General features: G+C 57.6%; 17 protein-coding genes and 2 pseudogenes. 5 read left to right on the forward strand and 14 right to left on the reverse strand.

From position 1 onward, the window contains the following. Positions 1-33 precede the first annotated feature (33 nt). Positions 34-175: pseudogene (locus tag IEI95_RS29360) on the reverse strand (HNH endonuclease); the annotation flags it as partial. A 400-nt stretch (positions 176-575) separates the two neighbouring features. On the opposite strand from IEI95_RS29360, the gene IEI95_RS08405 reads away from it, so the two are divergent. After that, on the forward strand, positions 576-959 hold the full coding sequence (locus IEI95_RS08405) for a BRA0787 family protein (protein ID WP_070167328.1): 384 nt from the start codon (positions 576-578) through the stop codon (positions 957-959). A 126-nt stretch (positions 960-1,085) separates the two neighbouring features. Then, positions 1,086-2,082, forward strand: a pseudogene (locus IEI95_RS08410) (IS5 family transposase). Between the two features lie 160 nt (positions 2,083-2,242). On the opposite strand, the gene IEI95_RS08415 reads toward IEI95_RS08410, so the two are convergent. Beyond that, a complete protein-coding gene (locus IEI95_RS08415) occupies positions 2,243-3,034 on the reverse strand; it encodes an SDR family NAD(P)-dependent oxidoreductase (RefSeq protein ID WP_070167327.1) in 792 nt (263 codons plus the stop codon). 101 nt (positions 3,035-3,135) lie between these two features. Between IEI95_RS08415 and IEI95_RS29765 the strand changes: the two genes are divergently transcribed. Then, a complete protein-coding gene (locus IEI95_RS29765) occupies positions 3,136-3,375 on the forward strand; it encodes a helix-turn-helix domain-containing protein (protein WP_411910134.1) in 240 nt (79 codons plus the stop codon). A gap of 178 nt (positions 3,376-3,553) precedes the next feature. On the opposite strand, the gene IEI95_RS08425 is transcribed toward IEI95_RS29765, so the two are convergent. From IEI95_RS08425 to IEI95_RS08435, 3 genes are all read right to left on the reverse strand, one after another. Continuing rightward, positions 3,554-5,221, reverse strand: coding sequence for a glycoside hydrolase family 13 protein (locus IEI95_RS08425; protein WP_070167326.1), 1,668 nt, complete (start codon positions 5,219-5,221; stop codon positions 3,554-3,556). Positions 5,222-5,327: 106 nt separating this feature from the next. Then, the gene (locus tag IEI95_RS08430) at positions 5,328-6,989 is read right to left on the reverse strand and encodes an alpha-amylase family protein (protein ID WP_070167325.1); all 1,662 of its coding nucleotides are present in this window, start codon (positions 6,987-6,989) and stop codon (positions 5,328-5,330) included. A 59-nt stretch (positions 6,990-7,048) separates the two neighbouring features. Beyond that, complete coding sequence (locus tag IEI95_RS08435; RefSeq protein WP_070167334.1) at positions 7,049-8,026, reverse strand: TIGR03885 family FMN-dependent LLM class oxidoreductase; 978 nt, start codon at positions 8,024-8,026, stop codon at positions 7,049-7,051. A 290-nt stretch (positions 8,027-8,316) separates the two neighbouring features. Here IEI95_RS08435 and IEI95_RS08440 point away from each other — a divergent pair, with 290 nt between their 5' ends. Beyond that, a complete protein-coding gene (locus IEI95_RS08440; RefSeq protein ID WP_060720071.1) occupies positions 8,317-9,033 on the forward strand; it encodes an IS6 family transposase in 717 nt (238 codons plus the stop codon). Between the two features lie 1,209 nt (positions 9,034-10,242). Here the strand turns inward: IEI95_RS08440 and hisC are convergent. From hisC to IEI95_RS08475, 7 genes are all read right to left on the reverse strand, one after another. Beyond that, the gene (gene hisC, locus IEI95_RS08445; RefSeq protein ID WP_272952514.1) at positions 10,243-11,334 is read right to left on the reverse strand and encodes a histidinol-phosphate transaminase; all 1,092 of its coding nucleotides are present in this window, start codon (positions 11,332-11,334) and stop codon (positions 10,243-10,245) included. Between the two features lie 86 nt (positions 11,335-11,420). Further along, positions 11,421-12,581, reverse strand: coding sequence for a CaiB/BaiF CoA transferase family protein (locus IEI95_RS08450; RefSeq protein WP_060716610.1), 1,161 nt, complete (start codon positions 12,579-12,581; stop codon positions 11,421-11,423). Continuing rightward, positions 12,578-13,504, reverse strand: coding sequence for a hydroxymethylglutaryl-CoA lyase (locus tag IEI95_RS08455; protein ID WP_156536609.1), 927 nt, complete (start codon positions 13,502-13,504; stop codon positions 12,578-12,580). Before IEI95_RS08455 ends, IEI95_RS08450 begins: the two co-directional genes overlap by 4 nt. Before the next feature lie 11 nt (positions 13,505-13,515). Next, complete coding sequence (locus IEI95_RS08460) at positions 13,516-14,295, reverse strand: amino acid ABC transporter ATP-binding protein (protein WP_272950909.1); 780 nt, start codon at positions 14,293-14,295, stop codon at positions 13,516-13,518. After that, positions 14,295-14,963: an amino acid ABC transporter permease gene (locus IEI95_RS08465; RefSeq protein WP_060716613.1), complete on the reverse strand. Its 669-nt coding sequence runs from the start codon at positions 14,961-14,963 to the stop codon at positions 14,295-14,297. The genes IEI95_RS08460 and IEI95_RS08465 overlap by 1 nt, the downstream gene beginning before the upstream one ends. After that, on the reverse strand, positions 14,960-15,607 hold the full coding sequence (locus IEI95_RS08470; protein WP_156536608.1) for an amino acid ABC transporter permease: 648 nt from the start codon (positions 15,605-15,607) through the stop codon (positions 14,960-14,962). The genes IEI95_RS08465 and IEI95_RS08470 overlap by 4 nt, the downstream gene beginning before the upstream one ends. A 27-nt stretch (positions 15,608-15,634) precedes the next feature. Continuing rightward, positions 15,635-16,411 carry a transporter substrate-binding domain-containing protein gene (locus IEI95_RS08475; RefSeq protein ID WP_234614283.1) on the reverse strand — a complete coding sequence of 259 codons (777 nt, stop codon included), beginning with the start codon at positions 16,409-16,411 and terminating at the stop codon, positions 15,635-15,637. Between the two features lie 273 nt (positions 16,412-16,684). Between IEI95_RS08475 and IEI95_RS08480 the strand changes: the two genes are divergently transcribed. Next, positions 16,685-17,629 (forward strand): LysR substrate-binding domain-containing protein, encoded by a 945-nt coding sequence (locus IEI95_RS08480; RefSeq protein ID WP_060716615.1) that lies wholly within the window; start codon positions 16,685-16,687, stop codon positions 17,627-17,629. Here IEI95_RS08480 and IEI95_RS08485 read toward each other — a convergent pair. Both IEI95_RS08485 and IEI95_RS08490 read right to left on the reverse strand, forming a co-directional pair. Beyond that, entirely contained in the window at positions 17,614-18,135 is a 522-nt protein-coding gene (locus IEI95_RS08485; RefSeq protein ID WP_060716616.1) for a flavin reductase family protein, read from the reverse strand. The two genes, IEI95_RS08480 and IEI95_RS08485, sit on opposite strands and share 16 nt — an antisense overlap. Further along, positions 18,128-19,344: LLM class flavin-dependent oxidoreductase (locus IEI95_RS08490; RefSeq protein ID WP_194416240.1), on the reverse strand; the 1,217-nt coding region annotated here is incomplete at its 5' end. The genes IEI95_RS08490 and IEI95_RS08485, both read right to left, overlap by 8 nt.

A 19,344-nucleotide genomic window follows, 5' to 3' on the forward strand; every position in this document is an offset into this window, starting at 1 on the left:
CGGTGGCATTTTTTGTGTTTTTAGCTTGCACAGCCGAGGCAGTTCAGGCTCATGCATCGTCGATGCCGATCGATACGATGTGCTTGAAATCTGCAGCGGATATCGGACGCACTGCCGCCTGTACCCTGCCGGAAATGCGGCCCTCTTCATTCAGCACGCCTCTTTCTATGATACCGAACACCGGCTGAGGTCTTCCGCAAGAAACTACTCGCGCAGATGCGATATGCCAGATAGCTTGAAAGCCACACAAGTCGCACTTCGGCGTGAACTCACACTATCGGGTAGCAGGTTCGGGCTCATGCCGCTAAATATCGCGAAAATGTTAGAGCGATGCTATCCCCTGGGAAGTTGCAGAACAGTTTGCCTGGAGATGTAACCGAATACATAGGTGCCATATCAATAACTTACCTGACAAAATAGGGCGCCAGTGCGTTAGTCGTCAATTATCACTTTATCACGCGACTGTTACACTATAAAATTCATCGTGTATTCGGTTCGGGACACAGAAGCTTTCGCATTTTCCTTATATCCGGCCGATTAGAAGGAACTGGCTTAATCCACGAGAGGAGACAGACATGACGAATGCCTTGCCGCCACTTTACAACGGACATGCGCCGATCACCCTTCAGCAATTGTTCCGCGAAGCGCTTTATGCCTTTGAAGAATGGGACACAGGACTGACAGAACCGCTCGTCACTTTTGAGGGTCGGATCACCCCTATCAGTCTCGTTTTTGAAGCAATGCGCGAATGCGATGACATAGTGCCAATGAACATTTCCACGGCGATCATCGAACGACTAACCAAGCCGTGGGAAGGCGAAGGGCCGCTTGATCAGATGAGTTTCTCGACCGCCGCTCGCATCATGCGGGTCCTAGTGCGTAAACGCCTTCTGGCCGATGGTGCTGCTGAGATTGTCACCATTTCCAGGCTGACGGCCGAACGTACGCCGTCTGAATGATATCTGCGGGATCGCGTATGAACGGCGCGATCCCGCGCTCTAAGCTAAACGGGCGTTGGTGCAGGGATCAAATTCAACATTTTTCATCTATGCGACCGGGATCGAAAATAGCAAGATTGATCCCGGATGCCGCACAAACATAACGCTTCCCGCCGCCATCACATCGGTAAAATGAAGTTCGAAGTGATAAACTGGCAAGAGTATGAGGCGGCCTTCGCCGCCGTGGCAGTTTAACTCTTTGGATAACGCCAGAGGCGCTGGCAGGCTGGGCGGCCCCACGACGCAAGACGCGCGGTGGCCAGCCTCTCTATTCGGATCTGGCGATCGAAACGACGCTGATGCTTGGCATGGTGTTTGGGCTGCTGTTATGCCAGAGCGAAGGGCTTTTGAGTTCGGCGCTTGATATGATGGAATTGGATTTGCCTGTGCCCGATCACACCACGCTGAGCAGGAGGGCCAGAACCTGGAAGCCATCGGCAGAAGCAACGACCGTCAGCCTGTGGCAAGTGGCTCGCTTCATGTTCTGGTCGACAGCACCGGGCTCAATGTCTATGGCACGGGCCAATGGCTGGAAGAAAAGCATGGGGCAAAGTCCCGGCGCAGCTGGCGCAAACTCCACTTGGCTGTTGACGCGGACAGTGGCGAGATCATTGCTCATAGTCTGACAGATCAGGAGGTCGGCGATGCCTCGCAGCTTGAGCCATTGCTGGATCAGATCGATGATGGGATCGGCCAATTCACTGCCGATGGAGCCTATGATGGCTATCCAACTTACGACGCAATTCTGCGTCACAGCGCAGGCGCGAGGGTCATCATTCCACCGCGCTCAAACGCGGTTGAACGACCCAGCGCCCTGGCGTCCTGCCAGAGAGACGACCACATCGCATGCATCCAGATCGATGGCCGGTTGAAATGGCAGGCATCTACCGGCTATGGGAAACGGGCGCTGATCGAAACCGCGATGAGTCGATACAAGGGTGTGATCGGACCCCGTTTGCGCGCCCGTTCATTCCGTTCTCAGCAGACAGAGGCTGCGATCGGTGTCGCTATTCTTAACCGAATGCTCACCTGCGGACGCCCGAAATCCGCTCAACGCCAAGCCTCGACGGGAGCAACCAAATAAGCGGCCCATCAAAGACTGAATGATCACCTGTCGCTGAACGCTGCACCAACGCCATGCGAAGGGGCAAACAAAGAACGTTGGCGAGAGGGGTCAATTACGCAACGCCTGCTGTAAGGCAGGCAGCGATGGACGCCGCCGCGTTCGTTGCGTTATATTGTGCCTAGAGAGTATCGATCACCCCACCATCGACACGTACGGAGGCTCCTGTCGTGGCCGACGCAAGCGGCGACGCCAAATAGGTCACAAGATTCGCGACCTCTTCGACACTTGCCGCTCTCTGGATGATTGAAGTGCTGCGATGCTGTTTGACGAACGCCGCAGCCAGATCCTCAATCGGTAGGCCGGTCTTTTGCTGTTCACCCGCAAGCATGGCCTGGACGCCCTCGGACAGCGTAGGGCCTGGAAGGACCGAGTTGACGGTGACGCCAGTTCCGGCCATCCGCTTCGCCAGACCCCGGGCAACGGCGATGTCGGCGGTCTTGCTGACGCCATAGTGGATCATCTCGACCGGGATGTTGAAGCCGGACTCCGACGCGAGGAAGATCACGCGTCCCCAGTTCAGCTTTTGCATGCCGGGCAGATATGCCCGAGACATTCTGACGGCGGACATGACGTTGACCTGCCAGTGCCGGTCCCAAACCTCGTCGTCCGCGTCAAAGAAGTCGATAGGCTGGAAGATGCCGGCATTGTTGATCAGGATGTCCGCATGGGGAACCTTGGCGACGAGTGCCTTGCATCCCTCTGCTGTTGACAGGTCGGCGGCCACCCCAGTCATACTTCCGGTGATCCCCTCGCCTTTGAGCCGTTCTACGGCCCTTGCGGTCTTGTCTTCGGACCGGCCGTTGATGATCGTGTCCGCGCCGGCCTTCGCAAGTTGTCGGGCGATTGCGTAGCCAATGCCCTCGGTCGATCCCGTCACCAAGGCCGTCTTTCCGGTAAGATCAATCTGCATTTTATCTGCTCCCTGAATTCAATGGCCTTCAATTGTGAAAAGTATATCTGCGAAACCGGGGACGGTCTCCTCCCGGTTCCCTGACGGCTCTTGCGTCCGAACTGGACCTGACAGCTCGGCAGTTCGCACAGGCCTTTCGAAACACAACGGGCAGCGCACCTGACAGATGGATGCGCCATCAACGGGTTGAAAAGGCGAAGATGCTGCTCCGCACGACTGCCCTTCCGATTTCGCAGATCGCGACAGCATGCGGATTCGTCAGTTCAGAACATTTCTCGCGCATTTTCGCATCAACCGTGGGCGTCGCTCCGGCCATCTCGCGAAAACATATTCTGAATTGAAGCTAGCGCCGAACAGCGATGGGCCAAGTCCTACCGATCAACTCTGCCGGGAATTCTGACCGGGGTATTCTGGGTCTTGAACCTTCGGCCCGGGAGTGTTAGGCTGAAGAATTTTGCTGAGCCGATTATCCCCTTGGCGGTTGATGCCAATAGCCAATTGTTTAAGGGCACCGTCGCATTACGCATCCGTCAGCAGCGCGATGGCCTCATAGGGCCTTAGAACCAGCTCAGCCTCGATTTCATCGACGGGGTCATAGTTCCAGATGAGGCGCTTACCCCTGGCGACAAGCTCCGTTGGCATGGTGAGGCGGACCTCGCTGGGCCTGAAACTGGCGACGACGATAAGTCGGACCTGCGCAAGCCTGCGGGTATAGACGAAGACATCCGGGTGCTGGTCGAGCCAGGACTGGTAATCCCCATAGACGATGACCGGATGTGCTTTGCGAAGTGCGATGAGCTTGCGGTAATGGTTCCATATCGAAGCATCGTCGGTCATCGCCGTCTCGGCGTTGACGGTGGCGTAATTGGGGTTTACTTCGATCCACGGCGTTCCGGAGGAAAAACCACCATGCGGTGCGGCGCTCCACTGCATCGGCGTGCGCGCGTTGTCGCGCCCGCTTTCGTTGGCACCTCGGATGAACTCTTCAGGTGACAATCCGGCCTCCATTTGCAGCCGATGCATGTTCAATGTCTCGATGTCGCGATACTGGTCGATCGACGTGAAAGGCATGTTCGTCATGCCGATCTCCTCGCCCTGATAGACGAAGGGCGTTCCCTTCAACAGGTGCAGCACCGTCGCCAGCATCTTTGCGGATTGGCTGTGGTGGCCGGTCGCATCGCCGTAACGGGAAACAGCGCGGGGAAGGTCGTGATTGCCCCAGAACAGCGCGTTCCAGCCGTCCCTTGCCAGCGCCAGCTGCCACTTGCCAAACACCCTCTTCAGGCCCGCGAGGTCGAACGGCTTCGGGCGCCATTTGCCGTAGACCGCATCCCATTGCTGGGTCACATGTTCGAACTGAAAGACCATGGACAGTTCCTTGCGGTCGCGCCCGGAATAAAGAAGGGCAGATCCCGGCGTGGCGCTCCACGTCTCGCCCACCGTCAGGACGTCACGGCCGCCGAGGGTGCTGGCATTCATTTCCTGGAGATAGTCGTGCAGGTGTGGTCCGTCCGTGATCACCTGCCGGTCGACCTGCTTGCCGATATAATCGATAACGTCCATGCGGAAACCGGCAATTCCTCGATCCAGCCACCAGTTCATCATCTCGTAAATTTCGGCGCGGACCTTCGGGTTCTCCCAGTTGAGATCGGGCTGCCGACGCGAGAACAGGTGCAGATAATATTCGCCGGTCGTCGGGTCCAGCGTCCAGGCCGGCCCGCCGAATGAGGATTGCAGATCATTGGGCGGCCCGCCGTCATCGGCCGGCTTGCGCCAGATGTAGAAATCGCGGAACGAGTTGTCGGTAGCCTGGCGCGACTGCTGAAACCACGGATGTTCATCCGATGTGTGATTGACCACAAAATCGAGAATGATGCCGATCCCCCGCGCTCTTGCTTCGGACACTAGCCGATCGAAATCGTCAAGCGTGCCGAATTCCGGCGCGACCGCGCGATAGTCCGAAATATCGTAGCCGTTGTCGTCCATCGGCGACTGGTAGATGGGAGAGAGCCAGATGATGTCTATGCCCAGCCGCTGCAGGTAATCCAGCCGGGAAGTGATGCCGGGGATGTCTCCCATGCCGTCGCCATCCGAGTCGCAAAAGCTGCGCGGGTAGACCTGGTACACGGTCGCGGTGTGCCACCACTTGATATCGGGAACCGGATTGTCGGGAGCAACTACAGGCATTGCGGATCTCGCTGATTTGAGTCGGCTGGCGGAATGACGGACGGCAAGAGACGCCGCTTCGCCTATCGGGCAACGGGTGGAGCAAAGCCGAGGTTCCGGTGCGGGATCAGATGTCGCTTCTCTTGAGCAGGTAATCGAGCCCGCCGGCGCGGTACCAGCGATAACCGAATGGCTCGATCACCATGTTATGCCGGCCTTTCTCGTCCGCGCTGCTGTCGCTGCCGTCGGCGATGTCGATCAGGACGCGTCCACTCTCACCTACGCCGGGATCGAACGAGATATCGACTGGCTTGTCGTGGAGATTGTGGATGATGACGACGGCATTGTTGCGCCAATCGTAGCGCATCGCCAGGACACCGGTATCGCCGCAGTCCAGAACGCTGAAACTTCCCCATCCGATTTCAGGGGCTTCCTTTCGCATGCGGATCATCCGCTCGGTCCAGTTCAGCATCGATTCCGCGTCCCGCCGCTGTGCCGCGACATTGACATGTTCGAACCCATAGGGACCTCCTTCGATAACGGGCAAGACGGGTTTTTCCGCCTTGGTGAAGCCGCCATGCGGCTCGGTCGACCATTGCATAGGCGTGCGGGCGCAGTTGCGCTCCTCCAATGCTAGGTCGTCTCCCATGCCGATCTCGTCACCATATCGCAGGACCGGGGTGCCCGGCAGCGAATACATCAGGCTATAAGCAAGCTTGAGACGCCTGGTATCGCCGCCCAGCATCGGCGCTAGGCGACGCCGTATCCCCCGATCATAGAGCTGCATGTCCTTGTCTGGACCGAAGGCGGAAAACACGGCTTGCCGCTGTTTTTCCGTCAGCCGGCCAAGATCAAGTTCGTCGTGGTTGCGCAGGAATATTCCCCATTGCCCCGTTTGCGGTCGCTCCCGGGTCTCGTTCATCGCCTTGGCAAGGGGCCGGGTATCGGCGCTAGCGAGCGCGTAGAACAGAGCCTGGTTGACGTGGAAATTGAACATCATCTGCATACGATCGCCGTCGTCGCCGAAATACTGCAGGTTCTCCTTGGGCACGACATTGGCCTCCGCAAGGATGATGCTGTCACCCTTGCGCCACTGCAGGAACTCGCGGAAACTGCGCAACAGATCGAACTGCGGCTTCGATTCCTTCACATCTGCACCCTTTTCGGCGATCACGAAGGGAACGGCGTCCATGCGAAAACCCGATACGCCGAGCTGTATCCAGAAACCCATGATCTTGAGGATTTCCGCCTGGACATGTGGATTGCCGGTGTTGAGATCCGGCTGGAATTTGAAGAAACGGTGAAAATAGTATTCGCCGGACTTTTCGTCCCGTGTCCATGTGGTCTTTTGTACACCAGGAAAGACCATGCCCTCGTCGGCATTTTCCGGCTTCTTCTCAGACCATACGTACCAGTCCCTGTATCGGGAGTTCTTGTCGGCGCAGGCCTGTTTGAACCAGGGATGCTGATCGGACGTATGATTGACGACGAGGTCGATCAGCACCCGTATACCGCGTTGCTTTGCGCTATGGGTGAATTCGACGAAGTCGCCGAGGGTGCCGTATCTGGGATCGATGTTGTAATAGTCGGAGACATCGTAGCCGTCATCGACACCCGGAGAGGCCTGAAACGGCATCAGCCAGATGGCATTGACGCCCAGACCGGCCAGATAATCCAACCGCCGTTGCAGCCCCTGAAAATCGCCCACTCCATCGCCGTTGGCATCCATGAAGGTCTCGACGGACAGGCAGTAGACGACAGCGTTCTTGTACCAGAGGTCGTTGATCAAGCTGCTTTCCTTTCCGGTAATAAAGCCCAGGCGCTCAGCGCGACGATAATTCGTGCATGTCAGGTTTCGGATACGCGCAGTGCGGGGAGGACCTGACGTTTCATGAAATTGATAAAACCTATCTGGTCACGAGAGACGTTATGGATGAACACCTCCTCAAATCCGCAGTCTTTTGCCACGAAGATCAGCTCGAATAGCCTATCCGGACCCGTGACAAGCGGAATGACCTCATCGATGTCCTCGGGCTTGACGTGCCGCGTTGCCCTCTCGAAATCCTTGGGCATCGGAAGATCCGCCAAGGCAGCGGGCGGCAAAGTTGCGTTCCGCCATTCTTCAAAAGCTGCTGCTCTCGCCTGGGCCTCGGTTTGCGCCCAGGAAACTTGTACCTGCAATGCAAGCGGCTTGCCCTGCCCGCCACCATGGCGGTAAACGTCCCTCATCTCGTCAAGCTTCTGCTTCGGTTTGTTGACCGTAACCAGTCCGTCGGACCATCCGCCCGCCCATTGTGCTGTCTCGTTGGACAATGCCGCGGCAAACAGGGCTGGTGGCGTAGCTGGCAGTGACCAGAGCCGCGCCTTGTCGACCGTAAACCAGCGATCACGCCGGTCCACCTCTTCGCCGCGCAGAAGGGCGCGGATAATCTCGGTGCCTGCGAGTAGGCGCGCATTGCGTTCTGCCTTTGCAGGCCATTTGCCGCCGACGACATGTTCGTTGAGAGCCTCCCCGCTCCCCATCGCGATCCAGCGCAATCGGCCGGGAAACATTTCGCTGATCGTTCCGACAAGATGTGCAAGGACCGTCGGGTGATAGCGCAAGCCGCCTGGGATCGCTAGACTGCCGAACGGGAGCGACGTTTTGGCCATGGCTGCACCAAGCCACGCCCAGTTGTTCCCGGAATTACCCTGACGGCTCAACCATGGGGCGATGTGATCAGAAGTCATGATGGCTTGAAAACCAGCATCCTCCGCAGCTTGCACGTATGATAATAGATCGCTGGGCGCAAACTGCTCATGAGATGCATGGTATCCGATGATCATGCGCAGCTTCCTGTCATTCTCGCTCGACGTGGGTTTGGCCGATTCCATGGGGATTACGAGCACCCGCGAGGCATCCACCAAAAACGAGAACGCGCTGCGTAGTTCGATGGTTCCCTGTCAACGGGATGAGTGTGGCCTTGGGCCTGCTGAGCGAGATGTTTTTTTGCTGCCCAACCGCGATCCCACCGGGGGCCGCGGGCTTAATCGGTAGTTACCCAATCGTGAGCCGAATAACCGTATCGGCACCGTAACGTTAACCGGGCGTCGAGCAAAATGTGGGATCTGGCGGTATGACCAGACTTGCCCGTGATCCTCTTTATCGTCGCCACCGATTTCCAGCTGACGTGATTGCCCACGCCGTTTGGCTCTATTTCCGGTTTCCGCTCAGTCTGCGAATGGTCGAGGATATGCTGGCCGCGCGTGGCGTCATCGTTTCTCACCAGACGGTGCGGCTCTGGGCTGAGAAATTCGGCAGGCACTTTGCAAATGATATCCGGAAGCGATCGACCGGCAGGTTCGGCGACAAATGGCACCTCGATGAAGTTGTCATCACGATCGCCGGCAAGAAACATTGGCTTTGGCGCGCCGTCGATCAGGGCGGCTTCGTACTTGACGTGTTGGTCCAGAGCCGCCGAAATACCAAGGCTGCAAAGCGTTTGATGCGAAAGCTTCTGAAAGGGCAAGGTCGTTTACCCCGTGTGATGATCACCGACAAACTTCGGTCCTATGCCGCCGCAAAGCGCAATATCATGCCCGGCGTCGAACATCGCTCGCACAAGGGCCTAAACAACCGGGCAGAAAACTCCCATCAATCGATCCGAATGCGAGAGCGGATCATGAAGCGTTTCAAGTCAGCGAGGCACCTGCAACGCTTCGTTTCAATCCACGACCCGATCGCCAATCTCTTTCATATTCCCCGCCACGACATCCCATCCAGCCATTATCGCGAGCTTCGAGCAATAGCCATGGAAAAATGGCACCAGATCGCACGCCTGCGCGTCGCCTGAACCAAAGACATAATCCAAAACCCTGCCTTCGAAGCGTTAAGTTTACAGTGCCGTCTGGGGGGTTCACCAGCCGTCGCCGGGTTGGTGTCGCGCTGCCGGAGGGCGAAAGAGGCTTCAAGCACGGTTGGGTTCCCGGGCAGCGAGGAACGGCATGAATGACAGCCGGTTGTCCTGGATGACGGACTCGGCCTGATCCTCGGAGACGAATATACATTGCCTGCGGCACCAAGTTCTTGAACATCAAACACGACGGGAAGACAGGTCGGCCGCCCTTCGGCTCCTCAGACCGCTTCAGCGTCTTCGCCAATGGCTTCTCAAACACAAGCCAGGGGATGATCGCGTTGAGTTTCTCAAGCGGATCACGCATCCTTGCGCGCTTTGAGACCCCCTCGTCTCCGTGTCGAGAACGAGACTTTTGAGGGGGATACTCCGGGCGCGGGTTTGGCGCAACCGCGCGCGGCACCAGTTTCGTAAGGATGCGGTAGCGGCCCGTCTGCGAGAGATGCCGGGCCATGTCCTCTTCACTCATCGGGATGGCATGTTTGTCGGGTTTGGCGGATTTGGATGCGACACGGGTGAAAATCGGATCGTCCGCAGCCTGCTCCGAAAACGTGTCAAACTGTTCTGCTGTTCCTTGTCATAGCCCCGCCGCCAATTTTCTTACTTCAAAACACGGCGCGATCGGCAGCTCAACCTTGTTGCCGGGGGGACGCTTTCAGCCAATCTGGTGAGCAAGGTTCACAACCGCGCAGTTTCGCGGAGCGACAGATCTTGGGTCGTTGCGCAGACGTCCAAAACAAAGGGCATACCAGATGCAGCAGAAACTGCGAAATCCGTTCGCCTCCCGCAAGACCGGTTAAAAGGGTTGCCGTAGGAGGTTTAGCATAGCGACGGCGACGCCGGAAACCGGGACCGACGGCCCCCGGCGCACGGGTCTGCTCTAAATGGATGTCCACCACATTGATGTTCGCAATTACTCCATTTCGCCTTGAAGGGATGTGAACCGACGTACGAGAACAAACAACTTAGTTAAGGAAGCGATTTGATTTTGAGAGCTGCAGATTGGCTTGGGCTATTCAGCTAGGCAATTGCATTGGTCGACATTCGGCACACGCAGATTTCGATACCAGTTATGTTGGACTGGCGGACCGAAAAAGCGACTAACCCAAATTGGTCCAGCAATTCAAAACTCGCCATTGAAGAGCGCGGTTAAGGTGTGATCACTTCTTTCAGCGCTGTGAGAAACATATCGTTCTCAACATCTGTGCCGATCGATACCCTAAGCCAGTTGTCAAAACCGGCTTCTTTCCAGGGCTTGACGACGACCCCGTTCATCAAAAGAGCCTGTGCCACCTCGTAACCCGGCTTCGGCGTTCTTACGAAGATGAAATTTGCCGACGACGGCGCGGCAAACAGCCCAAGATCGGTGACTTGCAGCGCGACGCGCTGACGTTCCGCCGTTATTTTTGCAACAGAGGCTTCCATCCATTCCTGATCGCCGAGCGCGATCGTCGCTGCCATTTGCGCAGCGGAGTTGACGTCGAAAGGCGGCTTGGCGCGCTTCAGCATATCGGCAATCCCGGCGTTTGAGCACAGGCCGTAACCGACCCGCAGGCCTGCCAGACCATAGGCTTTTGAAAACGTCCGCAGAACGACGCAGTTGAGACCGCTGCGACCCAAGAACCGCGTCCCGTCGACTTCATTCTGGAACTCGAAGTAGGCCTCGTCGATGACGAAGAGGGTCTCCGGACTTGTGGCTGCCGCAAGACGCTCAAGCTGAAGCATGCCCAGCGTACAACCGACAGGGTTGGAGGGCGTCGGCAGGAAGAAGACGGCAGGCTTCGCGGCGAGCGCCACCTCAAGCGCGGCAATATCGAACTCCATATCTTGCGTCATCGGGATCTTCGTGACCGTTGCACCGGCCGCGATCGGATCGATCTCATGCAGGCCGAAACTCGGCGTGACGGTCAGCGCTCTACTTCCAGTGACCAAATAAGCGCGGGAAATGGCTGCCACGATTTCCTCGGATCCGTTGCCCACCACGATATTCTCGAGGGCAACATTGGTTCTGGCTGAAATCGCCTCCCGCAATGCCGTGCAACCAGGGTCCGGATAACGCGACGGATCAAACAGATCCGACGCGAACATCGCTCGGACTTTAGGCGAGCAGCCATATGGATTCTCATTGCTGGCGAGCGCAGCAATCTGCGATCTACCACTGACCTTCCGTGCAAACTCGATATTCATGCCGGCATTGTAGAGCGGAAGGTCGGCAATTGCCGGATTTGGGACGAGCTTCACGTCGGACTCCAACTGTTTGATGCCTACTCTGAGTGGCGGGGTTTCACCTGACGGCGTTTCGCGACAAAGCGTCGGTTCGTTCCCTGTCACTCCACCTGTGTGATCGGCGCAGCGAACGTGCTGGAGCGGGCGACTTCGGACGTGTGCTCGCCGATATGCGGCGCTCGCGGCCGCGTTCCGCCGAGACGCTTTCCGCCGAGCGTCAGCGGCAGCGCTGGAAGCTTGGAGGCCATTCCGTTGCTCAGCACCACGTCGATCATGCCATGGTTCGCGTTGAGATGCGGATCGTCCAGCAACTCGATGGGTGTGCAGACCGGAGCAAACGGCAGGCCAAGCTGCTCGACAGTGGCTTTCACCTCGGGTGCGTCGAGCGACAGGAACAGACTGCGGATTTCGGGAATAAGCCAAGAGCGAGCCTGCTGGCGCAAAGCATTGCTTGCTAGTCGGGGATCGGCCAGCCAGCCGGACCTTTCGAAGGCCACGCAGAAGTCATGCCACTGCTGGTCACCGACAATACCGACGAACAGTTTGTTGCCATCGGCGAGATCGAAAAGATCGTAGGCCGGCCAAGGACGTTCGGTGACCGAGAAGGGTGTCGAGGCCTGGCCCGTTATGACCTCCGCCAGCATGGCGGGAGCCATCAGGAAGGCAGCGTTCTCGTAGAGTGAAGCTTGCACTTCCTGGCCGAGACCGGTGGTTTGTCTTTCGCGCAATGCCGCCTGGATACCGATCACGCCGAACATGGCGCCCATGATATCGTTGACGGACGCACCGGTTCGTAACGGCCGATCTGGCAATCCCGTCATGAATGCGAGACCGCTCATCATCTGGACGACCTCGTCCAGCGCGGTACGATGTTGATAGGGGCCCGCGAGAAACCCCTTGAGCGAACAATATATTAGCTCTGGATGTTGGCTCTTCAGGCTCTCATAGTCCAGCCCTGTTGCTTTCATCATGCCAGGCCGAAAATTCTCGATCAGAATATCCGTTTCGGCAATCAGGTCATCGAGAACGGCACGGTCCTCATTGAGCGTCAGATCGAGCGCCACACTTTTCTTGTTGCGACCGAACGTGTCGAAAAAACCGGCGGCAAGACCCGTCAGATTGCGGGTGCGATCACCTTTGATCGGTTCGATCTTGATCACGTCAGCGCCGAGATCGGCGAGGATCAGACCACAGCATGGCCCCATGATCATCTGGGAAAATTCCAGAACTTTGATGCCGCTTAAGGGAAGGGTCTTGGTCATGTGCGCATTCCGTATGCTTTGGGAATCCCCGACGTGAAAATATGGCTCGGCATGGGATCGTTCGGAAGAAACGTGTGAAGGGCATGGGTGGCGATCAGAAGCGTTTCGAGGTCGATCCCCGTGCGCTGACCTGACGTCTCCATCATGTAGACAAGGTCTTCGGTCGAAATGTTGCCGGATGCACCCGGCGCGAACGGGCAGCCGCCAAGACCGCCGAGCGCCGCATCGAAACGGGTGATCCCGACCTCCAAAGCGGCGTAGGCGCAGGCCATGCCGGTTCCGGTCGTGTCGTGCAGGTGAATGCGCAACGGAATGTCCGCACCTGCCGCAGATCGGACGCCCGCGACGATGTCTTTCACCTGCCGAGGGCTGGCATACCCAACTGTGTCAGAAATGCAGATCTCGTCGGCACCGATGTCGCGCGCCTGCTCGGCAAGCCTGAAGACGCTTTCAGGATCGACAGCCCCCTCAATCGAGCAGCCAAATGCCGAGGCAATCGCCAGGACGAGCTGGGCCGGGCGCTCGGCGGAGGCCATGGAGATCTTGACCGCCTTCGCCGCCTCCATCTGCTCGGTCGGCGTGTTGCGGACATTGGCGAGGTTGTGGCTGACGCTTGCCGACACCACGAAGCTCACGGAGTCAACGCCTGCGGCAACCGCTCGCTCGGCCCCTTTGGGATTGGGCGCAAACGCAGAGAGGAAAACATCTGGTTTGCTGCGGCCATGGGCGACCAACTCGACAGCATCTGCATATTGTGGAAATCGCGCCGGCGGCACGAAGCTTGTGACGTCGAATGACCTGACGCCGGCTGCGTAAAGCATGTCGAAAATCTGCATCTTCGTCTCCGGCATCAACACCGTGTCGACGAGCTGCAGCCCGTCGCGCAGCACGACGTCCGATATGGAAATATCGCGGGTTGGCATGGCCGCCCCTCCTAAAATTGATTGCGTTCGTGATAGGTCTGGAGAAACTGCTTGAGGCGCGGCTCCTCTGGAGAATAGAGAACATCCCGTGGAGGGCCGCAGCGAACGATCCGGCCTCCGTCAAGAAAGGCAACTTTGTCGGCGACCTGCGCTGCAAAGCCGATCTCATGCGTGACAACGATCATCGTCATCCCCTCTTTCGCCAGATCGCGCATGACTTGAAGCACCTCGCCGACAAGTTCTGGATCCAATGCAGAGGTCGGCTCGTCAAACAGCATCAGATGAGGGTCCATGGCAAGCGACCGCGCGATTGCTACGCGCTGCTGCTGTCCGCCCGAAAGGGCCGCGGGATAACCGTCAGCCTTGGCCGCCAGTCCCACCTTCTCCAAAGTCTCCATCGCCTTGCGATGAGCATCGGCCTTGGACATTCCCTTTACCTGCCGCAACGGATCGGCGACATTGTCGAGGGCGGTCATGTGAGGCCACAGATTGAAGTGCTGAAAGACCATGCCGATGCTGCGTCGCATGGCGCGCAACTGCCCCCCGCGCATCAGTTTGCGCGCGCCCGAGGACATGTCGTAGCCCATCAGCTTGCCCTCCACCAGAATTTCGCCTTCGTCATAGGACTCAAGGAAATTGACACAGCGCAGGAGCGTACTCTTGCCAGACCCGCTCGGCCCAATGAGGCAAAGGACCTCGGATTTCTCGGCGACGAGATTGACGTCGTGCAACACCTTCAACGGACCGAATGACTTCGAAACGCTGGCGATACGGACCATTTCTTCCGCCATTATTCGCTCCTGACAGTGTGCCGCATGACGCGGCGTTCGATATAGTGGCCGGCCCTGGCGATGGAACTGACGACGATCCAGTAACCGAGGGCCAGCGCGAACAGGGATTCGAAAGCTGCAAATGTTTCGATGGACATTTTCTGAACCTCGTAAGTCAGCTCGGGGACCGAGATAATGGAAAGGACAGAGGTCTCCTTGCTGACGACGATCAATGCGTTCACAAGTGACGGCGTGATTGCGACCAAAGCTTCGGGTGCCTGAATCCGACGGAAGATTGCAAGGCGTGGAAGTCCCAAGCTGATGCCGGCTTCGACATGACCGCGGGGAACGGCGTTGAAGCCGACCCGGTAGATTTCTGCCATATAGGCGCTGCCGTGAAGCGAAAGCGCGAGAATGCCGGCCGGCAGGGGCTCTAGAACCAGACCAAAGGAAGGGCCTGCTCCATAGATGAAGAAGGCGACCAGAAGCGGCGGCGTCCCGCGAATGATCTCAGTGTAAAACAGGGCCGCGGCGGACAGAATGCGGCTCGGCGAGATACGGCACAGCACCACGACAAAACCGATCGCCATGGCGCCCGCGCTGCCGGCGACCCAGCACAGCAGGGTCGTGCCCAATCCACTCAGCAGTGCCGGACCATAGGGGACGATTGCAGAGAGATCGAAGTTCATCGGCCTGCTCGCCTCATTCTGTGCTCGAAAATCCGACCGGCAAGAAGCAGGATCTGCGTGATGACGATATAGATGGCGCAGGTGGCGGTGTAGATCTCGATTGGACGAAATGTTGTCGACACGATATTCTGGCTCGTGCGCGCCAGTTCCGCGATACCGACGACCGAGATCAGCGAAGAGGATTTCATCATCAGCGTCAGTTCGTTCATGAGCGCCGGCAATGCCAGGCGAAACACCTGAGGAAGCAGGATGGTGCGCCATATGCTGACAGGGTCGTAGCCAAGCGTTCGGGCAGCTTCTATCTGGCCTTGCGAAATGCTGCCATGGACGCCGCGCAGGATCTCAGCCACATAGGCGCCACTGATCAAGCCAAGCGCGAGGACAGACGCCATCGTCGCCGACATGTCGATTCCGGCAAGCGGCAGGAAATTATAAAAGAGCAGCAACTGGACCAGAAGCGGCACCGAGCGGAAGTAGCTGACATAGGTGCGGGCAAAGAACTCCGCGACAGCAATTCCGGAACGGCGCAGAATGAGAACCAACGTTCCGATCGGAATGCCGACGATCGTTCCAAGCACCGATATGTAGATTGTGACCAAGGCGCCCTCCAGAAGGAAGGGAAGCGTATGTAATATCGTTTGCATGGGTTCTCGCCAGCATTCTTTGCTCAGTTAGATCTGCGGTTCGGGCATGACTGCCGGCAGATCATAGGCTTCGCCGAACCATTTTTTCTGGATGGCGGCCATGCGTCCGTCTGCAATGACCTTGGCGAGGGCCACGTTGATGGCGGCAATCAGGCTCTTGCTGTCTTCGTCATTGCGGGCGATCCAGCCGTAATAGGTCGGGATGCCGAATGTCGGCTTAACGACTTCGAACGTATCGGGACGCTGCTGCGCGGCATAGGAGACGTTTGCCAAAGAGCTGGCGGCAGCCGTGACGCGGCCGATTGCGAGATCGGCATAGAGCTGGTTGTTGTCCGAATACTCGCGAATGGTAACGGGGGTGGTTTCGTTGAACCGTTGTACCTGGCGCAGGATGGCGCTGGACTTCACCACCCCGACGGTCTGCCCTTTGAGGTCTTCAGGCTTGGTAACCGCTGCATCGCCCTTACGCTTCATGAATGCGCTGCCGGAGAAGGCGAAAGGATTGGTAAAGGCGTAACGGGTGACGCGTTCTTTCGTGGCATTGATGGGCGCGCCGACGAAATCGAATTTCCCCGATTCCAAGCCAGGCAGGACGCTTGTCCACGGCAGGTCGACGTAGTCCATCGCAAGACCAAGTTCCTTGCCGATCTCGTCGAAGAGATCCCTGTTGACGCCGACATATTTGCCATCGACCTTCATGTCGAAGGGCGCGAACTGCATCTCGGTTACGACCACCAGCTTGCCCGCAGATTTCGCTTTCTGGAGTGCATCGGCAGCGGCAATGTTTGGCGCCAGAACGCTCACAGCAAGGACGATGCTCGCAAGGTGTGCACCCGCGGATCTCTTGAAAGCAGTCCGGATAGTTGAGACGAAACTTCCCATTGTAACCTCATCTTTTTTGCCCGGACCGACGGCCCGCAGCGTTCCCCTTTTGATTGGCTTTCATAGCCAATATCGAACAATTTATCATTTAATGCCTATTGAAGAAGCATGCTTTTAATATAGACTGCTTTAGCTAAATTAAACTTGGGTGCCCCGGACTTGTCCCTAAAAAACCTTCCGCCGATGAAATCCCTGATGGCGTTTGAAGAGTTCGGCCGCCTCGGAACAATGACGGCTGCCGCGGAAGCCCTTGGCATCACGGTTGGAGCTGTCAGCCAGCATATAAAGAGCCTCGAGAGGTCTGTCGGTATCAGTCTGGTGACGAGAGCGGGTAATAGCGTCAAGCTGACCAGTGCGGGGCAATCCTATCGAAACTTCCTGGCTCGGGGCTTTCAGGAATTTCAGGATGCCCAAGATGCCGTGAGAAAAATCCGATCCACCAGCTCGATCACGGTGAGCAGCTTGCGCTCCCTTGCGGCAAAGTGGCTGGCCCCAAGGATGGTGGAATGGCAGAAGATCAGCAATGGCGCAAAAGCGCGTCTGCAAGGCGACTTGACTGAGCCGAACCTGGAGAATGGTGACGCCGATTTCCGCATTACCTATGGCCGGCATATAGAACCGCATCGACAATATGCGCGCCTGTTTACAGATATTGTGCTGCCCGTCTATGCACCCGGCTTCAAAGGCCGAGAGTTGGTAACGCGGCCGGAGCATCTCTTGCAATTGCCGCTCATCGAGATTGAATGGGCAGACAGTGAAGGACAGTCTCCAGGGTGGTCACAATGGGCAGCAGTACACTGTAAAAGCTCCCCATTTATCGAGCCTACATTGGTGTTTTCATTCACCAATGCGGCGCTCGATGCAGCGCTTTACGGTGAAGGCGTGGTTCTCGCGCAGTTGTCCATGGTTTGGGACGACATTGTAGCGGGCCGCCTGATCGTGCCATTCGACCTCCGGCTTCCCATGCCACAGCCCTACTATGTCGCGTGGTCTTCAGCCGCCTTCGACAAGCCTGCTGGCCGGGAATTTCATCGATGGATATTGAGCAAGGGGCGGCAGCAGGGAGATCTCGTCATCGATCCGTCCAAATGCATGAAAACAGGACGGGCCCATGAGGACAGCCGTCAGGCTTTTAAATGACGATAAGCACCACGCCAGTAAAGCAGGGGTTCGTTTGCATCGAAAGTTGCAATCGTCCGGACCAGCCCAATGACGATGGCATGAGAGCGATGAATGATCGCCTCTTCCAATTCACAGTCGAAGCTCGCCAAGGCTCCCTCCAAAGCCAGTCCTCCAGTCTCCATCTGCCACCATCGGGCGCCTTCATAGCGGTCGGCACCCTGAGCGCCCCCGAATCCCGAGAAGGATTGTGCCACCGCTTGATGTTCAGCCGATAATATATTGATGCAAAAGTGTCGGCCACGTTCAAGTGCTCGCCAGGAAGAAGACCCGCGGTTCAGTGCGGTCATGATGGTTGGTCCATCTGCAGAGAGCGCCGTGACCGACGTTGCCGTGAAGCCGGTACGTTGATCCCCCTCACCAGTCGTCACGACACACACGGCGCCGGCCAGATGCCGCATGGACGTTTTGAACTGATCCGCACTTGGTTTTGGAAGCGAGGGGCCGGAGTGCTCGTCCTCAGCCATGTTCCGCTCCGGCGATCCTTGCAGCAGCGTATCGGTTCGGCGGCATCGAAAGGCCAAGATTGTCTCGAAGGGTCGCGCCCTCATATTCCTCTCGGAATAACCCGCGACGACGCAGTTCCGGCAGAACAAGCTTGACGAAGTCGTCGAGACTGGAAGGCAGCGTGGGGAACATCAAGATGAACCCGTCGGCGGCACGTGTCTCGAACCATTCTTCCATATAGTCGGCGATCTGCGTTGGCGTGCCGGTAATGCCATTGCCGGTATGTCGTTCGGCATAGTGGCGGATGAGCTGGCCCACCGTCTGACCCTGCTTCACAAACTCCACTAGCTGATCGAACATCTTGCGCGATCCTTTCGGCTCGGCCGGCAAACGGTCCATTGGAAATGGTTGGTCGAACGGAACGCCGCGAAGATCGGCTTCCAGGAACTCCGAAAGCATCAGGCGTCCGACGTCCGGATGCAGGTTGTCGATCAGGAAATCAACCTTAGCCTTGGCTTCGGTCTCGGTCTCGCCGACATTGATAACAATGCCCGGCATGATCTTCATGTCGTTGGGATTGCGCCCAAAGGCCGGCATGCGCCCCTTGACGTTCTGGTAAAAGGCGCGATTGCTGTCGATATTGGAGGCAAGGCTGAACACGATTTCGGACGTGCGGGCGGCAAGTGCCATGCCGGCTTCCGATCCGCCGGCTTGGGCAATCACCGGCCGGCCCTGGGCGGACGGCGCAATGTTCAGCGGTCCGCGAACCTGGAAATTCTTGCCGACATGGTTGAGGATATGGAGCTTGTCCTTGTCGTAATAGACGCCCTCTCCGCGATCGAGCAGAAGCGCATCTCGTTCGAAACTGTCCCAGAGCCCGAACACGACATCGATAAATTCCTGGGCGCGCTCATAACGGACGGCATGCGGATCGAGGCCCAGGCGGTTGAAGTTGTACCCAGTTTCGTCGTGGTCCGAAGTAACGACGTTCCAACAGGCGCGGCCGTTGCTGAGCTGATCGATCGACGCGAAGATGCGGGCGACGTTGAACGGCTCGTAATAGCTCGTTGATAGGGTTGAGACCAAGCCCAGCTTGTCGGTCATCACCGACAGCGCCGATATGAGCGAGAGGGGTTCGAAACGGTTCGCCTTTGTCGGGCTGCGCGACAAAGCATCTGGATCCCCGACACCGGCAGCGGCGGAGTCGGCCAAAAACATGAAATCGAACT

Source organism: Agrobacterium vitis (assembly GCF_014926405.1).
Taxonomy (GTDB): domain Bacteria; phylum Pseudomonadota; class Alphaproteobacteria; order Rhizobiales; family Rhizobiaceae; genus Allorhizobium; species Allorhizobium vitis_H.

Bases quoted from the DNA above. Each gene is read 5' to 3' on its own strand.
- IEI95_RS08405 (WP_070167328.1), top strand. From the start codon at position 576: ATGACGAATGCCTTGCCGCCACTTTACAACGGACATGCGCCGATCACC.
- IEI95_RS08415 (WP_070167327.1), bottom strand. From the start codon at position 3,034: ATGCAGATTGATCTTACCGGAAAGACGGCCTTGGTGACGGGATCGACC.
- IEI95_RS08425 (WP_070167326.1), bottom strand. From the start codon at position 5,221: ATGCCTGTAGTTGCTCCCGACAATCCGGTTCCCGATATCAAGTGGTGG.
- IEI95_RS08435 (WP_070167334.1), bottom strand. From the start codon at position 8,026: ATGATCATCGGATACCATGCATCTCATGAGCAGTTTGCGCCCAGCGAT.
- IEI95_RS08440 (WP_060720071.1), top strand. From the start codon at position 8,317: ATGACCAGACTTGCCCGTGATCCTCTTTATCGTCGCCACCGATTTCCA.
- IEI95_RS08450 (WP_060716610.1), bottom strand. From the start codon at position 12,581: ATGACCAAGACCCTTCCCTTAAGCGGCATCAAAGTTCTGGAATTTTCC.
- IEI95_RS08455 (WP_156536609.1), bottom strand. From the start codon at position 13,504: ATGCCAACCCGCGATATTTCCATATCGGACGTCGTGCTGCGCGACGGG.
- IEI95_RS08460 (WP_272950909.1), bottom strand. From the start codon at position 14,295: ATGGCGGAAGAAATGGTCCGTATCGCCAGCGTTTCGAAGTCATTCGGT.
- IEI95_RS08465 (WP_060716613.1), bottom strand. From the start codon at position 14,963: ATGAACTTCGATCTCTCTGCAATCGTCCCCTATGGTCCGGCACTGCTG.
- IEI95_RS08470 (WP_156536608.1), bottom strand. From the start codon at position 15,607: ATGCAAACGATATTACATACGCTTCCCTTCCTTCTGGAGGGCGCCTTG.
- IEI95_RS08480 (WP_060716615.1), top strand. From the start codon at position 16,685: ATGGCGTTTGAAGAGTTCGGCCGCCTCGGAACAATGACGGCTGCCGCG.
- IEI95_RS08485 (WP_060716616.1), bottom strand. From the start codon at position 18,135: ATGGCTGAGGACGAGCACTCCGGCCCCTCGCTTCCAAAACCAAGTGCG.